Below are 15049 nucleotides of genomic sequence, written 5' to 3' on the forward strand. Positions count from 1 at the left end.
GACGCGTTTGACCCGGCCTCGCCGGGCCACCCCGGCGGAGACTGACATGGCGATCTACGGCATCGGTACCGACATCGCGCAGGTGAGCCGCGTCGCGGCCGTGCTCGAACGCACGGGCGGCCGGTTTGCCGAGAAGGTGCTCGGCCCCGACGAACTGCGCGTGTTCCACGCCCGGCGCGCCCGCTCCGAGGCGCGCGGCATCGCGTTTCTCGCGACGCGCTTCTCCGCGAAGGAAGCGTTCTCGAAGGCGATCGGGCTCGGCATGCATTGGCCGATGACGTGGCGCGCGCTGCAGACGCTCAATCATCCAAGCGGCGAGCCGTACGTGGTCGCATCCGGCGAGCTGGCTGAATGGCTGGCCGCGCGCGGCATCACGGCACGTGTGACGGTCAGCGACGAACGCGACTACGCGGTGTCGTTCGTGGTCGCCGAAACGGACGCCGCGCCTGGCACTGCACCTGTTTCCCGAACTTCTTCCTGACGGAATTCACGATTCGATGAAAACGACTCCCGGCCCGGTCATGCTCGACGTCGTCGGCACGACCCTGTCGCGCGACGATGCGCGGCGCCTCGCGCATCCGAATACCGGCGGCGTGATCCTGTTCGCGCGGCACTTCCAGAATCGTGCGCAACTGACCGCGCTGACCGATTCGATCCGCGCGGTGCGCGAAGACATCCTGATCGCCGTCGATCACGAAGGCGGGCGCGTGCAGCGGTTCCGCACCGACGGCTTCACGGTGCTGCCCGCGATGCGTCGCCTCGGCGAGCTGTGGGATCGCGACGTGCTGCTCGCGACGAAGGTCGCGACCGCCGTCGGTTACATCCTGGCCGCCGAGCTGCGCGCGTGCGGGATCGACATGAGCTTCACGCCCGTGCTCGATCTCGACTACGGGCACTCGAAGGTGATCGGCGATCGTGCGTTCCATCGTGATCCGCGCGTCGTCACGCTGCTGGCGAAGAGCCTGAACCACGGCCTGTCGCTTGCCGGCATGGCAAACTGCGGCAAGCATTTTCCCGGGCACGGCTTCGCGGAGGCCGATTCGCACGTCGCGCTGCCGACCGACGACCGCACGCTCGACGCGATCCTCGAGCAGGACGTCGCGCCGTACGACTGGCTCGGGCTATCGCTGGCCGCGGTGATCCCGGCGCACGTGATCTACACGCAGGTCGACAAGCGGCCGGCGGGCTTTTCGCGCGTGTGGCTGCAGGACATCCTGCGCGGCAAGCTCGGCTTCACGGGTGCGATCTTCAGCGACGACCTGTCGATGGAGGCTGCCCGCGAAGGCGGCACGCTCACGCAGGCCGCCGACGCCGCGCTCGCCGCCGGTTGCGACATGGTGCTCGTCTGCAATCAGCCGGATGCAGCCGAAGTCGTGCTGAACGGACTGAAGGCGCGGGCCTCGGCCGAGTCGGTGCGGCGCATCAAGCGGATGCGTGCGCGCGGCAAGGCGCTCAAGTGGGACAAGCTGATCGCGCAGCCCGAGTATCTGCAGGCACAGGCGCTGTTGGGCAGCGCGCTGGCGTAAGCGGGCAGGGTGGGCGCGGATCGTGTCGTTCCGGTCCCTCCAAACGAAAAAGCCGCGCAATCGCGCGGCTTTTTTTACGGGTGGCGACAGCCTGATTCGAACAGTCGCCGGCACGGATTTGAACGCAACTAACGGTCAGATCGAGCCAGCGCCCGTATCCAGGGCGCCGTTCGCTCAGTTCACCTTCATCCGCTGCAGCTTGTTGTACAGCGTCTTCGGGCTGATGCCGAGCAGCGTTGCGGCGCGGTGGCGCGTACCGCCGACCGCGTCGAGCGTCGCGCGGATCAGCAGATCCTCGACGTCGGACAGCGGCGTGCCGACCTTGATCTGCACGCTGCTGCCGTTCAGCGCGGCGCCGGCGGAGAAGCTGGCCTCGCCCGCGCGCAGCGTCTCGATGAAGTCGCCCGATGCGTCGTACGCGAAGCGCACGCGCTCCTGCAGCTCGCGCACGTTGCCCGGCCATTCGTACGACAGGCATTCGCGCACGAAGCCTGGCGCCGCGCGCTTGTCGGTCGTGCTGCGGCCGGTTGCGCGCGCTTCGCGGTTCAGTTCGTCGATCTGCGCATCCGCGATCGCGAGTGCGTCGCCGTCGCGCTCGCGCAGCGGGGGCATCGTGATCGATGCCGCATCGAGGCGCAGCCACAGATCCTCTCGCAGTGTGCCGTTTGCCACCGCTTCACGCGCCGGGCGGCGCGTGGCCGCGATCAGCCGGAAATCGCTGGTGATCGAGCTCGTGCCGCCGATCCGCATGAAGTTCTGCGAATCGAGCGCGTGCAGCAGCGCTTCCTGCAGCACGAGCGGCAGTGCGGTGATTTCGTCGAGGAACAGCGTGCCGCCGCCGGCTTGCTCGAACAGGCCCGACTCGCGGCGCTCCGCGCCGTCGAAGGCGCCGCGCTCGTGGCCGAACAGCACGCTGTCGAGCGACGCGCCATGGCGGCCGGCCTGCGCGAGCATCCGGCAGTCGAACGACACGAACGGCCCCTTGCGGCGCCGGCTCAGCTCGTGCAACGTGCGCGCGGCCAGCTTCTTGCCGGTGCCGGCTTCGCCCGAGAACAGCACGGCCGTCTCGGTGCGGGCGTTGTGCTCGATCATGTCGTACACGTGCTGCATCGCGTCGCTGCGGCCGACCAGCGCGCCGAAGCGGCCCAGATGGCGCAGCGATGCCCGCAGCGACTGCACTTCGTCGATCAGTTCGTACGGGCGGGGAATCCGCGCGAGCAGGCTGCGCAGGCGCGGAATGTTGATTGGCTTGAGCAGGTAGTCCCAGATGCCGTGGCGCAAACCCTCGATGGCGCTCTCGACCGTCGCGTTGCCCGTCAGCACGATCACGGGCAGCGAGCCGTTCGGCTGTTGCTGCGGCAAGTGCTGGAGCAGGTCGAAGCCGCTGCCGTCCGGCAGGTTCAGGTCGACGAGCACGACGTCGGGAATCGAGCGGCCGAGCGCCGTGCGCGCTTCGGCGAGCGACGTGGCCGTGTCGACCGAGAAGCCGTCTGCGGCGAGCAGCGCGGTGAGGCCTGACAGGCTGTTGGGATCGTCTTCGACAATCAGGGCGTGTGGCATGGTGGACGCGAGTCGAGTCAAGAGAGGCGGGCTGTCGGCCAGCGGGCCGCAGCCGCATGTCGGATTAAAGACTGATTTTATGCCCCGCCGAACGCGTCACGCGCATTATTTCTCCGGCGCTATAAAACAGTTACCGATGATACAAATTGAATATCTTTACCGGTGGATTTTGTGCTGCTTATGGCGCCGGCTTGTGGCAGCTGTTGACGCCAGGCAAACAAAAAGCGCCCCGAAGGGCGCTTTGTTCGATGCGGATATCGCAGACGATTACGCGCGGCTGCGGTATTCGTTCGTGCGCGTATCGATTTCGATCTTGTCGCCGGTGTTGCAGAACAGCGGCACCTGCAGTTCGAAGCCGGTCGCCAGCTTCGCGTTCTTCAGCACCTTGCCCGACGACGTGTCGCCCTTGACGGCCGGTTCCGTGTAGGTGATTTCGCGAACGAGGATCGTCGGCAGTTCGACCGAGATGGCCTTCTCGTTGTAGAACACGACTTCGCAAGCCATGCCGTCTTCGAGGTAGTTCAGCGCTTCGCCCATCATTTCGGCTTCGACTTCGTACTGGTTGTAGTCGGCGTCCATGAACACGTACATCGGGTCGGCGAAGTACGAGTACGTCACTTCCTTGCGGTCGAGCACGACGACGTCGAACTTGTCGTCGGCCTTGTAGACCGATTCCTGACCTGCGTTCGACAGCAGGTTCTTCATCTTCATCTTGACGACGGCGGCGTTACGGCCCGACTTGTTGTATTCCGTCTTTGCGATGACCCAGGCGTCGCTGCCGATCTGCACGACGTTGCCTACGCGGAGTTCCTGTGCGGTTTTCATAAAAACACTGTCCTGATCAAATCAAATAAATAGGTGCCTGAGCGGTGCACAACGGGTGAGGCGCCAAGCAGATGCGTTCCGGTGGGCGCCCAAAGCTCAAACGCGAGCGCTTGCGTGGTCAGCCGTCGGATAACCGCTTATTTTAACTGAGATTTTGCGTATTCCGCCAGCTTTCCGGCGAGATCGCCGACGGCCGCGAGCGCGTCGGCCCAGCGGATCGCATTGGCGTCCAGCGCGGCGCGGTGTTGCCAGAAATCGGCCCAGTCGGGCGTGCCGGCGCCGTTCCACGCATGCCAGAACCGCTCGAGCGCCGCGCGCGGCGCATCGGGGAGGCCGGCCGACAGGTGCGCGAGCGCGGCATCGAGCTTCGGCAGGTGCACGTCGTCGGCCTGCGGGTAGATGTGCCACACGAACGGCTTGCGCGCCCATTGCGCGCGGACGAACGAATCCTCGCCGCGCACGAAGTTGAGGTCGGCGACCCACAGCAGCGCGTCGTAGTCGGGCTGCGGAACGAACGCGAGCCCGTGGGCGGTCAGGTTGCCGCTGCGCGCATGCGCGCCCGCCGCGAATGATTCGACCCCGAAAAAGCGCGCGACGGCCGGCGACACGCGCCCGGCGGGTACGAGCGCGATGACCGGCGACGGGCCGTCGCGCCACTGCGCGAGCAGCGCGTCGACGGCCGGGTTCTCGTAGGCGAACAGGCTGACGACCGTCGTGCCGGGCGCCGGCGGCGCGCCGCCGGTCGCGTGCCGCCACCACGCGGCGCGCGCTGCCGGGTCGGCGTCGAAGGCCGCGCGGCGTGCGTCGAGGTCGCGCTCCTTCGGCACGCCGCCGGTGCCGGCCGACAGGCCCGGAAAGAAGAACGTCTTCAGCAGCGGGTAGCGCGGATGCGGCGACGGCCGCAAATGGAAATCGGCGACCCAGTCCTCGGCGCTCAGGTATTCGAGGTTGATCCACACGGGGCGGCGCGCGCGTCGCGCCATCGCCGCGAGATACGGGCCGGGCAGCTCGCACGCGAACGCCTCGATCACGACATCGGCGATGTCCAGCGCGTCGCCGACTTCCGCATGCCAGTGCTCGATCACGATCGCGTCGACCGTCTGCCGGGTCGCGTCGGGGTCGACTTCCGGCAGCAGGCGCGCGAATGTGTGCAGGTCGTCGACGAACAGGCGAACCTGCCAGCCGTGCTCGTGCGCGAGCTGACGCGCGACGCGCCAGCACACGCCGATGTCGCCGAAATTGTCGATCACCGTGCAGAACAGGTCGCAGGCGATCGGTTCGCCCGGCGCGAGCGGCGCGGAAGAGAGTGGGGCAGCGGTGGTGCGTGGCATCGAAGCGGGCCGGTGAATGCTCTAAACTGGCGATTCTAATGGACCCGTTCCGCGTTACAAGGCGCCCGGATCACGCATGACATCCCCAGAAGCTTCCGATACTCCGTTCGAACCGAAGAAGATCCTTGCGCAGTTGCCGCACATGCCGGGTGTCTATCGCTATTACGACACGGCGGGCGCCGTCCTCTACGTCGGCAAGGCGCGCGACCTGAAAAAGCGCGTGTCGAGCTATTTCACGAAGACGCAACTGTCGCCGCGCATCGCGATGATGGTCACGCGCATCGCGCGCATCGAAACGACCGTCACGCGCTCGGAAGCCGAAGCGCTGCTGCTCGAGAACAACCTGATCAAGGCGCTCGCGCCGCGTTACAACATCCTGTTTCGCGACGACAAATCGTATCCGTACCTGAAGCTGACCGCGCACCGCTTTCCGCGGATGGCCTACTACCGCGGCTCAGTCGACAAGCAGAACCAGTATTTCGGGCCGTTCCCGAGTGCGTGGGCCGTGCGCGAGAGCATCCAGATCCTGCAGCGCGTGTTCCAGTTGCGCACCTGCGAGGATTCGGTCTTCAACAACCGCACGCGGCCGTGCCTGTTGCACCAGATCGGGCGGTGCACGGCGCCGTGCGTCGGCGCGATCTCCGACGAGGATTACGCGGTCGATGTGTCGAACGCCGCACGGTTCCTGCTCGGCCGGCAGTCCGAAGTGATGAAGGAGCTCGAGCAGAAGATGCACGCGTTCGCGGCTGAACTGAAATTCGAGCAGGCGGCGGCCGTGCGCAACCAGATGAGCTCGCTCGCGACGGTGCTGCACCAGCAGGCGATCGAGGTCGGCAGCGACAGCGACGTCGATGTCCTGGCCGTCGTCGCGCAGGGCGGGCGCGTGTGCGTGAACCTCGCGATGGTGCGCGGCGGCCGGCACCTCGGCGACAAGGCCTATTTCCCGACGCACGTCGAAAGCGCGCTGACGCTCGCCGAGGGCGGTCTCGGCGAAGACGCCGAGCCGGCGGAGGCGGTCGATGCGACGGCCGACGCGGTGCCCGATCTGCCCGCGGAAGAGGCCGGCAGCGCGCGCGGCACGGCGGCCGCGGCGTCGGTCGAGGCCGAGGTGCTCGACGCGTTCATCGCGCAGCACTATCTCGGCAATCGCGTGCCGCCCGTGCTCGTCGTCAGCCATGCACCGGCGAGCCGCGACCTGCTGGAGCTGCTGTCCGAGCAGGCCGGCCACAAGGTGTCGCTGGTGCGGCAGCCGCAGGGGCAGCGGCGCGCGTGGCTGTCGATGGCCGAGCAGAACGCGCGCCTCGCGCTCGCGCGGCTGCTGTCCGAGCAGGGCTCGCAGCAGGCGCGTACGCGCGCGCTGGCGGACGCGCTCAGCTACGACAGCGACGATCTCGCGACGCTGCGGATCGAATGCTTCGACATCAGCCATACGATGGGCGAGGCGACGCAGGCGTCGTGCGTCGTCTATCACCATCACAAGATGCAGTCGGGCGAATACCGCCGCTACAACATCACGGGCATCACGCCGGGCGACGATTACGCGGCGATGCGGCAGGTGCTCACGCGCCGCTACGAGAAGATGGTCGAGCAGGCCGCGCAGGCGGCGGCCGTCGACGAAGCGGCCGGCATCGACGGCGAGTCGACGCGCCAGGCCGAGGCGTCGAGCCTGCTGCCGAACATCGTGCTGATCGACGGCGGCAAGGGCCAGGTCGAGATCGCGCGGCAGGTATTCACCGAGCTCGGCCTCGATACGTCGATGCTGGTCGGCGTCGCGAAAGGCGAGGGGCGCAAGGTCGGCCTCGAAACGCTGGTGTTTGCGGACGGCCGCACGCCGCTCGAACTCGGCAAGGAGAGCGCCGCGCTGATGCTCGTCGCGCAGATCCGCGACGAGGCGCACCGTTTCGCGATCACCGGCATGCGGGCGAAGCGGGCGAAGGCGCGCCAGACGTCGCGACTCGAGGAACTCGAGGGCGTCGGCGCGAAGCGCCGGCAGCGGCTGCTCGCGCGCTTCGGCGGGTTGCGCGGCGTGGTGGCCGCGAGTGTCGAGGAACTGGCGAGCGTCGAGGGCATTTCGCACGCGCTCGCCGAGCAGATCTACAAGCAGCTTCACTGACGCGGCCGTGCGGCCGGCGGCGTTGCCAGCGTTCTTGTGGCAGGCCGGTCGACACGGCACAATTGCGAATCCTTTACTGTCCCGCATGCCATGCCGTTCAATTTCCCGATTTTCCTGACGTGGGTACGGATCGTGCTGATTCCGCTCGTCGTCGGCGTGTTCTATCTGCCGGACACGGTGATGGGCGGCGCGCACCGCAATCTCGCGGCGGCGGCGATCTTCATCCTCGCCGCGCTGACCGACTGGTTCGACGGCTTCCTCGCCCGCAAGTGGAACCAGACGTCGTCGTTCGGCGCGTTCCTCGACCCGGTCGCGGACAAGCTGATGGTGACGGCCGCGCTGCTGATCCTCGTGCAGATTTCGCGGGTCGACGCGGCGATCGCGCTGGTGATCGTCGGTCGCGAGATCGCGATTTCGGCGCTGCGCGAGTGGATGGCCCAGATCGGCGCGTCGAAGAGCGTGGCGGTGAACCAGCTCGGCAAGTTCAAGACCGCGTGCCAGATGGTCGCGATTCCGATGCTGCTGTTCTACGGGCCGCTGCCGCTCGGCGTCGTGACGATCGACACGCGCGTGTGGGGCGAGTGGCTGATGTATCTGGCCGCGGTGTTGACCATCTGGTCGATGCTGTACTACATGAAACTCGCATGGCCGCAGATTCGCGAGCGTGGCGGCGCCTGACCCGCATCGCCTGTGCGGCCGCGGTTTTTGTAAAAAGGGCTGGAAAAGCCCTTGACACACGAATGTGCCTTCGACATAATCTCGCTTCTCCGCTGCACGACGAAGTAAGTGTGTGGCGGGGAAGCAGGAGCGTAGCAATACGCGGGAGTAGCTCAGTTGGTAGAGCGCAACCTTGCCAAGGTTGAGGTCGCGAGTTCGAGACTCGTCTCCCGCTCCAGATTCTTTCTGGCAGCGCGTGGTACGGCAAAGCGCTGCAGGTGCAGGACAATGCGGGAGTAGCTCAGTTGGTAGAGCGCAACCTTGCCAAGGTTGAGGTCGCGAGTTCGAGACTCGTCTCCCGCTCCAGATTCTTTCTGGCAGCGTGTAGTACGGCGAAGCGCTGCAGATGTAGGACAATGCGGGAGTAGCTCAGTTGGTAGAGCGCAACCTTGCCAAGGTTGAGGTCGCGAGTTCGAGACTCGTCTCCCGCTCCAAGTAATGGGGAAGCCACGCTTCCCTTTTTATTTGATGGACCTCCGGTCCTCGAATGAAAATCTGTCGCTTGCCTCACGGCATCCGGACAGTCCGCTTTTGGCGCGATAGCAAAGCGGTTATGCAGCGGCCTGCAAAGCCGTTTAGGCCGGTTCGACTCCGGCTCGCGCCTCCAGAAAAAGCCCCGCTTCGGCGGGGCTTTTCTTTTTTCTGCGTCGCTTTCCCCCGTGGACGAAGAGGTCGCGCTGTGGGCGCCCTCTGGGAGGGCACCGCGGGTGCGTTCGTCGCGCCCAGCTGACACGGCGTGGCGCGGTGGCTCTGGCCGGTCGAATCCCGGCGAGATCGCGACCGGGTTGCCCGACGCACGGGCCGACTGATGCGGCGGACTCGATCATCTGGCGCCAAAGCATCGCGGACATTCTGAGCATGCGCGCGGAAAGGTTGCTGAACGAAACGGGCTGATCATCTTCAGGGATGACGCCGCACAGCCCGTGGGGCAGTTCCACCGAGGATGCCGGCAGGGACTATCGTCGCGGCATCCTCGCTCGCCCGTCAGCAGAAACTGGCGGGATCTTGATCGGCGTGCGGATCGTGGCGCGCCTCACATATTCTCCCGGAAGCGTGGTTTCCTCATGTAATTTAATCATTTCGGAGGAGGGCGCGACCGGTAGCGGGTTGTCGGCGCATCACGTTCGATAGACTCCAGCCGTTTTCGGTTGCGGTCAGTTTGGTGCAGCACATGTCAATGCGCCAGACCGAGACTTTGTATGCGAAATCACGTCCGACCCGGATGTGCACAATTTGCAGCGAGGAGATCCATGCAACACCGGACGGCAGCCCCTTATTTCGTTGTGGCAGTCGGTATCGTGATCGCGTGCGCGCTGATGGGCCTGTGCGTGCTACAGCTATTCCAAAGCCGTCACGACGCCCTGGAGCGGGCCAGCGAAACCTCGCGCAATCTCGGCCTGATGGCCGAGCGCGACATCGAGCGCAACCTCGAACTCTACGATCTGTCCTTGCAGGCGCTGATCCATGGCCTGCAGCGGCCTGACGTGATGGCTGCGGCGCCCGCGCTGCGGCGGGAAGCGCTGTTCGATCATGCAATGACGGCGCAATTCATCGGTTCGCAACTGGTGCTCGATGCCGACGGGAATATCATTCTGGATTCGGCCAACGACGTGCCGCGCAAGGGCAATTTCGCCGATCGCAGATACTTCACGATCCACCGCGACAATCCGAACGTGGGGCTTTACGTCAGCGATCCATTCGTGTCGCGCTTGCGCGCCGGTATGCTGAGCATTGCGCTGTCGCGGCGCATATCGAATCCGGATGGTTCGTTTGCCGGTATCGCGCTGATCGCCATCAACCTTGAATATTTCCACAAGCTGTTCGCAGGGTTGTCATTGGGACAACACGGCTCGATATCGCTGATCGGAAAGGACGGCATCATGGTCATGCGGCAGCCGTACGACGTCCGGACCATCGGTCGCGATATCGGCAAAGCGGCAACCTTCCAGCGCTTCCGGAGCGCGCCCGAGGGCTCATTCTCGGAAACGGCATCGATCGACGGCGTGCGCCGTCTCTACTACTTCAAGAATTTGCCGACGCTGCCTCTGATCATCATGGTCGCAGAGGCGGAGCAGGATATTTATGCTGCGTGGCGACGTCGTGCGGAGACGATCGGCCTGCTGGTTGCGACGTTCGGCGCAGCGTTCATTGCGCTATCCGTGTTTCTCGGTGTGCAACTGCGGCGTCGGATGCGCGCGGAATCCGAGCTTGAGTTGCTGGCACGCACCGACGGGCTCACCGGTCTTAACAATCGCCGCAGTTTTGGGGAAGTTCTGGACCGGGAGTGGCGCCGTGCGCGACGAGCCCATTCCGTTTTTTCATTGCTGTTTGTCGATGTCGATCGTTTCAAAGCCTACAACGACACCTATGGTCACCAGGCGGGGGACGATGCGCTGGCTGCAGTCGCGCGCTGCATCGGCGAAAACATTCGCCGACCGACCGATACGGCGGCTCGCTACGGCGGAGAGGAATTCGTCGTGTTGCTCCCTGACACGCCACCGACGGGGGCAGCCCAGACTGCTGAACGAATACGCGCGGCGATCAACGAACTGGCGCTCGAGCACGCCGGAAGCGAATACGGGCGTGTGACTGCCAGCATCGGGTTGGCGAGTTGGACACCGGATCAGGACGGCGATCCCGGTGCGGTCATCAAGGCGGCCGACGAGGCGTTGTATTACGCGAAGGCAGCCGGTCGGAACAAGGTTTCCGCTTTCCAGTCGTCGATTTGACGGTGATTGGACCCGAGCAGGAGTCTCAACGTTACTTTGGGCTCGGGTATGTCGGTGCGTCTACGTAGACGCACGATTCCATGACGAATCGTTGCGCGCGAAATTCGGTCGGAAGTCATGTCGAACGGGAATGAGCGATGCTGCTGCTTGCCGGCATCTTTGAATCGTCTTTCCGGAGATCGATATGACTTCAGATGCGAATGAGCGGGGCACACGCGGATCGCCACGAAATTTCTTGACATGTCGCACCGGCGAACTCGACGTGGCCTACGAAGTATCGGGCCCGCTTGACGGACCGCCGCTGGTCCTTGTCCACGGATGGCCCGACGATGTTCAGTGCTGGGACAAGACTATCCTGGGCCTCGGATCGAGTGGTCAGCAGTTCCGAATCTACGCGCCCTATCTGCGTGGATCGGGACCGACACGCTTCTTGAATGGCGACACGATGCGCAGCGGCGCAATTGCAGCGCTGACCCTTGATTTGTCGCAGTTCGTGGAAGCGCTGGATTTGACGAACGTCCTCCTCGCCGGGTACGACTGGGGAGCGCGCGCGGCGTACGGCGTCGCGGCGCTGTTTCCCGAAAGAATAAACGGTATGGTTACCGCCGCGGCGGGCTATGCCACCGCGATGCCGGCCAACGAAATGCCCTATGAACTGGCCAACGCGTATTGGTACGAGTGGTATGTCGCGACGACGTATGGAATGAAGGCCTATCGAGAGGATCGCGAACGGTTGTGCAGATACTTGTGGCACAGCTGGTCGCCCGCTTGGCCCGACAGGGAGAGCGACTTTCAAGCCATGATCGGCTCTCTCGACAATCCCGACTGGGCCGACATCAGCCTTCATGCTTACCGACAGCGCTGGCATGATGCGCCGGGCGCAGGTCAGCACGAGCAGATAGAACGACAATTGGCGGCTTCGCCGATGATCCCTGTCGACACCATCATGCTCCAGGGTGCGGAAGATCGTGACAATTTGCCCGTCACGTCTGAAAACAAGGAGCGGTACTTTTCCGGGCACTATGAACGCCGCCTGCTGCATGGAATAGGACACTTCGTCCCGCGCGAGGCGCCAGATGTCTTTGCGGAGGCCATACGCGCGATTGCCGGGCGGTGAGCTCATGATCCTGCGGCCTGACGACCGGAAGAGAGGTTTCCTGCATCACCTGAAGCCGTCGCGCACGGCGCACGCGACGTGTCGCAAGCCATCATCACCCATCCACCGGCTGCGCCGGCGTCTCGAGCTTCAACTGATAGAACGCCGCATCGAGCCAGCGGCCGAACTTGAAGCCCGCCTCCGCGATCGTGCCCGCGTGCACGAACCCCAGTTTCGTATGCAGCGCGATGCTGCCGGCATTGGTCGCGTCGATGCAGCCGACCAGCACGTGCACCTGCGCTTCGCGCGCCCGCCGGACCACTTCGCGCAGCAGCCGTTCGCCGAGCCCGCGACCGCGCTGGTCGTTGCGCACGTAGACGCTGTGTTCGACCGTGTACTTGAACGCCGGAAACGCGCGGAACGTACCCCAGCTCGCGAAGCCGAGCAGTTCGCCCGCTGCGTCGACGGCGCCGAAAACCGGGAAGCCGCCCGCGCGTTTCGTCGCGAACCACGTGACCATCGCTTCCGGCGGGCGCGGTCGATAGTCGTACAGCGCGGTCGAGTTCACGATCGCGTCGTTCAGGATCTCGAGGATGGCCGCCGCGTGTTCGGCCTCGCTGCAATCGATCAGGCGCACGTCGTCGCGCTGCGTCGGGGAATTCATACGGGTTCCTTCCTGTTGGCTCTGAATCGGTTCCGCACACGATGCGCGCGTCACGTGCTCCGCACGCCGGCGGCGAATGCATCGCAGATCGCGACGACATAGCGCGCGGCATGCGACGACGGATTGCTGAAGATCAGCGGCTGGTCGAGCCGCATGGCCAGACAGTCGCCTTCGTGAAGTTCGTGCAGCACGTCGCCGAACGTGACGTCGACGCGGCCGCTGATGATCCACACCTGCTGATGCAGCGCGCTTTCGCGCCCGCCGCTGTCGTACGCGACGCGCGCGCCGGGCGGGAAATCGACCTCGACGAGCTGGATCGGCGACGGCCAGCCGGCCGGCGACAGGTTGCGCCGCACATAGCCGGACGCCGGGTCGCGCCATTCGGCCTGCTGCGCGCGCCGTGCGAGCGGCTGGGCGGGCGCGTCGTCCCGGTCGCCGCCGAACAGTCCGGCCAGCGACACGCCGAGGCCGGCCGCGAGCTTGTCGAGCACGACGGCCGTCGGGCTGGCCGACGCGCGTTCGATGAGCGAGATCATCGAACGGCTGACGCCGGAACGCGCGGCCAGCGCGTCGAGCGTGTAGCCTCGAACGGCGCGCAGGTCGCGCACGCGCCGGGCAATGCGCTCGTTGATGCCCGTATCGTCGGCCGCGATGATCGCTGATTCTTTCATAATGGATTTATTGTCCAGCAAGCTGGAATTCGATGTCAACGGTATTTCCCGCAGCGGGGCGGCAGGAGGCGAGACACGAACGGCTTGCCCGGTCGTCATGCGCAGCGTAATATACGAAACAGCTACGTTTCGTTTAATTGGGGATATATGGGCATCATCAAGATTTCCGAGCATATGCATGAGCGGCTGCGCTCGACGAGCACGGCGTTGAGCCGTTCGATCAACGCGCAGGCCGAACACTGGCTGCGTGTCGGGATGCTGGCGGAACTCAACCCGGCGCTGTCCTACGGCGACATCTGCAAGATGTTGATCGAGGCCGAGGCGCGGGGCGGCGACGTGGGGCCGGCGGAGACGGCCGCGCACGGCATCGAGCAGGTGGCGTGATGGCGAAACGCGAAATTCCGATCCGCGGTGCCGCGGAAATCGCCAAGTCGCGCGAAGCCGCGAAGCTCGCGTCGCAGGTGCTGACGATGATCACCGAGTACGTGAAGCCGGGCGTCACCACCGATGAGCTGGACGCACGCTGCCGCGAATACATCATCGACGAATTGGGCGCGATTCCCGCGAACATCGGCTACCACGGCTATCCGAAGACGCTGTGCACGTCGGTCAACCACGTGGTCTGTCACGGCATTCCGACGTCGCGGCCGATGCGCGACGGCGACATCGTGAACCTCGACATCGCAGTGATCAAGGACGGCTGGTTCGGCGATACGAGCCGCATGTACTTCGTCGGCGAACCGAACGAACTCGCGCGGCGGCTCGTCGCGGCGACCTACGAGGCAATGCACGCCGGCATTCGCGCGGTGCGTCCCGGCGCGACGCTCGGCGACGTCGGTTATGCGATCCAGCAGGTCGCCCATCGTGAAGGGTTCAGCGTGGTGCGCGAGTATTGCGGGCACGGCATCGGCGACGTCTATCACGACGAGCCGCAGGTGCTGCATTACGGTCGCCCGGGCACCGGCCTGCCGCTGCGGCCGGGGATGATCTTCACGATCGAGCCGATGCTCAACGCGGGCAAGCGCGACACCCACGTGCTGGCCGACGGCTGGACGGTCGTCACGAAGGACCATTCGCTGTCCGCGCAATGGGAGCACATGGTCGTCGTGACGGAAACGGGTTTCGAGGTGCTCACCGAGGACGCGAAGCCGCAGGCGTTCTCGGCGCTTCCGGGCACGCACGCTGCCTGACACTGGCAGGGTGCGCCGCGCACGGCGGCGTAGCGTTGCAATCGAAGCGTTGCAATGAAACGGGCCCCTTCGCGGGGCCCGTGTCGTTCACGGCGGCCGGCGCCGCGACGCCGCGGCGCTTAACCGCGCGCCTTCTCCCAAGCGTGTTCGACGAACACGCGACAGAGTGCTTCCATCCCTTGGCGGTCTTCGTCGTCGAAGCGCGCGGCGACCGGGCTGTCGACGTCCCACACGCCGATCAGCGTGCCGTCGCCGGCGACCAGCGGCACGACGATTTCCGATTCGGACGCCGCATCGCATGCGATATGGCCGGGGAAGTCGTGCACGTCGCGCACGACCTGCGTCTCGCGGGTCTGCGCGGCCGTGCCGCACACGCCCTTGCCGAGCGCGATCCGCACGCACGCGGGCTTGCCCTGGAACGGTCCGACCACGAGGTCGGTGCCGTCGAAGAAGTAGAAGCCGGCCCAGTTCAGGCGATCGAGCGAGTGATAGACGAGCGCGGAGAAATTCGCCGCATTCGCGGTCAGGTCGCGTTCGGATTCGACGAGCGCGCGCGCCTGCTCGACGAGCGTCGCGTATTGATCGGCCTTGGAGGCGGTAGGGTCGTTGGACAGCGTGAACATGGCG

The 15049-nt window shown here is 65.3% G+C and carries 14 protein-coding genes and 4 tRNA genes; 12 read left to right on the top strand and 6 right to left on the bottom strand.

Translation table 11 applies throughout. The annotated features are described in order from the left end of the window. Positions 1-46 precede the first annotated feature (46 nt). Positions 47-481 (top strand): holo-ACP synthase, encoded by a 435-nt coding sequence (gene acpS, locus H0X90_RS13945; RefSeq protein ID WP_006485603.1) that lies wholly within the window; start codon positions 47-49, stop codon positions 479-481. A gap of 16 nt (positions 482-497) precedes the next feature. After that, positions 498-1526 carry a beta-N-acetylhexosaminidase gene (nagZ, locus tag H0X90_RS13950; protein WP_048986981.1) on the top strand — a complete coding sequence of 343 codons (1029 nt, stop codon included), beginning with the start codon at positions 498-500 and terminating at the stop codon, positions 1524-1526. A 174-nt stretch (positions 1527-1700) separates the two neighbouring features. On the opposite strand, the gene H0X90_RS13955 is transcribed toward nagZ, so the two are convergent. The 3 genes from H0X90_RS13955 to earP all read right to left on the bottom strand — a co-directional run bounded on the left by H0X90_RS13955 (position 1701) and on the right by earP (position 5242). Further along, positions 1701-3086, bottom strand: coding sequence for a sigma-54 dependent transcriptional regulator (locus H0X90_RS13955; protein WP_006497719.1), 1386 nt, complete (start codon positions 3084-3086; stop codon positions 1701-1703). A gap of 267 nt (positions 3087-3353) precedes the next feature. After that, positions 3354-3911 carry an elongation factor P gene (gene efp / locus H0X90_RS13960; RefSeq protein ID WP_006485608.1) on the bottom strand — a complete coding sequence of 186 codons (558 nt, stop codon included), beginning with the start codon at positions 3909-3911 and terminating at the stop codon, positions 3354-3356. A gap of 137 nt (positions 3912-4048) precedes the next feature. Further along, entirely contained in the window at positions 4049-5242 is a 1194-nt protein-coding gene (earP, locus tag H0X90_RS13965; RefSeq protein WP_048986979.1) for an elongation factor P maturation arginine rhamnosyltransferase EarP, read from the bottom strand. A 76-nt stretch (positions 5243-5318) separates the two neighbouring features. Between earP and uvrC the strand changes: the two genes are divergently transcribed. The 8 genes from uvrC to H0X90_RS14005 all read left to right on the top strand — a co-directional run bounded on the left by uvrC (position 5319) and on the right by H0X90_RS14005 (position 11918). Then, a complete protein-coding gene (uvrC, locus tag H0X90_RS13970) occupies positions 5319-7355 on the top strand; it encodes an excinuclease ABC subunit UvrC (protein ID WP_077189690.1) in 2037 nt (678 codons plus the stop codon). Positions 7356-7445: 90 nt separating this feature from the next. Beyond that, positions 7446-8033: a CDP-diacylglycerol--glycerol-3-phosphate 3-phosphatidyltransferase gene (gene pgsA, locus H0X90_RS13975; RefSeq protein WP_011544951.1), complete on the top strand. Its 588-nt coding sequence runs from the start codon at positions 7446-7448 to the stop codon at positions 8031-8033. A 141-nt stretch (positions 8034-8174) separates the two neighbouring features. Continuing rightward, positions 8175-8250 (top strand) — tRNA-Gly (locus H0X90_RS13980). Positions 8251-8302: 52 nt separating this feature from the next. Next, positions 8303-8378, top strand: a tRNA-Gly gene (locus H0X90_RS13985). A 52-nt stretch (positions 8379-8430) separates the two neighbouring features. Continuing rightward, a tRNA-Gly gene (locus H0X90_RS13990) sits at positions 8431-8506 on the top strand. A gap of 99 nt (positions 8507-8605) precedes the next feature. Continuing rightward, a tRNA-Cys gene (locus H0X90_RS13995) sits at positions 8606-8679 on the top strand. 643 nt (positions 8680-9322) lie between these two features. After that, complete coding sequence (locus H0X90_RS14000; protein WP_006482189.1) at positions 9323-10801, top strand: sensor domain-containing diguanylate cyclase; 1479 nt, start codon at positions 9323-9325, stop codon at positions 10799-10801. Between the two features lie 184 nt (positions 10802-10985). After that, positions 10986-11918: an alpha/beta fold hydrolase gene (locus H0X90_RS14005; RefSeq protein WP_059721518.1), complete on the top strand. Its 933-nt coding sequence runs from the start codon at positions 10986-10988 to the stop codon at positions 11916-11918. Between the two features lie 94 nt (positions 11919-12012). On the opposite strand, the gene H0X90_RS14010 is transcribed toward H0X90_RS14005, so the two are convergent. Next, positions 12013-12561 carry a GNAT family N-acetyltransferase gene (locus H0X90_RS14010; RefSeq protein ID WP_006482197.1) on the bottom strand — a complete coding sequence of 183 codons (549 nt, stop codon included), beginning with the start codon at positions 12559-12561 and terminating at the stop codon, positions 12013-12015. A 50-nt stretch (positions 12562-12611) separates the two neighbouring features. Next, the gene (locus tag H0X90_RS14015; protein WP_077189683.1) at positions 12612-13232 is read right to left on the bottom strand and encodes a helix-turn-helix domain-containing protein; all 621 of its coding nucleotides are present in this window, start codon (positions 13230-13232) and stop codon (positions 12612-12614) included. Between the two features lie 147 nt (positions 13233-13379). Here H0X90_RS14015 and H0X90_RS14020 point away from each other — a divergent pair, with 147 nt between their 5' ends. Both H0X90_RS14020 and map read left to right on the top strand, forming a co-directional pair. Then, positions 13380-13616 carry a ParD-like family protein gene (locus tag H0X90_RS14020; RefSeq protein WP_006482191.1) on the top strand — a complete coding sequence of 79 codons (237 nt, stop codon included), beginning with the start codon at positions 13380-13382 and terminating at the stop codon, positions 13614-13616. Further along, on the top strand, positions 13616-14422 hold the full coding sequence (map, locus tag H0X90_RS14025; RefSeq protein WP_006482199.1) for a type I methionyl aminopeptidase: 807 nt from the start codon (positions 13616-13618) through the stop codon (positions 14420-14422). The genes H0X90_RS14020 and map overlap by 1 nt, the downstream gene beginning before the upstream one ends. A 119-nt stretch (positions 14423-14541) precedes the next feature. Here map and H0X90_RS14030 read toward each other — a convergent pair whose 3' ends face one another. Next, positions 14542-15045 (bottom strand): GAF domain-containing protein, encoded by a 504-nt coding sequence (locus H0X90_RS14030; protein ID WP_077188800.1) that lies wholly within the window; start codon positions 15043-15045, stop codon positions 14542-14544. Positions 15046-15049 lie beyond the last annotated feature (4 nt).

The sequence above is a fragment of the Burkholderia sp. 9775_39 genome, from assembly GCF_015712225.1.
In the GTDB taxonomy this organism is placed as follows: Bacteria; Pseudomonadota; Gammaproteobacteria; order Burkholderiales; family Burkholderiaceae; genus Burkholderia; species Burkholderia cenocepacia.

Coding starts and splice junctions, on each gene's coding strand:
- acpS (WP_006485603.1), top strand. CDS start 47: ATGGCGATCTACGGCATCGGTACCGACATCGCGCAGGTGAGCCGCGTC.
- nagZ (WP_048986981.1), top strand. CDS start 498: ATGAAAACGACTCCCGGCCCGGTCATGCTCGACGTCGTCGGCACGACC.
- H0X90_RS13955 (WP_006497719.1), bottom strand. CDS start 3,086: ATGCCACACGCCCTGATTGTCGAAGACGATCCCAACAGCCTGTCAGGC.
- efp (WP_006485608.1), bottom strand. CDS start 3,911: ATGAAAACCGCACAGGAACTCCGCGTAGGCAACGTCGTGCAGATCGGC.
- earP (WP_048986979.1), bottom strand. CDS start 5,242: ATGCCACGCACCACCGCTGCCCCACTCTCTTCCGCGCCGCTCGCGCCG.
- uvrC (WP_077189690.1), top strand. CDS start 5,319: ATGACATCCCCAGAAGCTTCCGATACTCCGTTCGAACCGAAGAAGATC.
- pgsA (WP_011544951.1), top strand. CDS start 7,446: ATGCCGTTCAATTTCCCGATTTTCCTGACGTGGGTACGGATCGTGCTG.
- H0X90_RS14000 (WP_006482189.1), top strand. CDS start 9,323: ATGCAACACCGGACGGCAGCCCCTTATTTCGTTGTGGCAGTCGGTATC.
- H0X90_RS14005 (WP_059721518.1), top strand. CDS start 10,986: ATGACTTCAGATGCGAATGAGCGGGGCACACGCGGATCGCCACGAAAT.
- H0X90_RS14010 (WP_006482197.1), bottom strand. CDS start 12,561: ATGAATTCCCCGACGCAGCGCGACGACGTGCGCCTGATCGATTGCAGC.
- H0X90_RS14015 (WP_077189683.1), bottom strand. CDS start 13,232: ATGAAAGAATCAGCGATCATCGCGGCCGACGATACGGGCATCAACGAG.
- H0X90_RS14020 (WP_006482191.1), top strand. CDS start 13,380: ATGGGCATCATCAAGATTTCCGAGCATATGCATGAGCGGCTGCGCTCG.
- map (WP_006482199.1), top strand. CDS start 13,616: ATGGCGAAACGCGAAATTCCGATCCGCGGTGCCGCGGAAATCGCCAAG.
- H0X90_RS14030 (WP_077188800.1), bottom strand. CDS start 15,045: ATGTTCACGCTGTCCAACGACCCTACCGCCTCCAAGGCCGATCAATAC.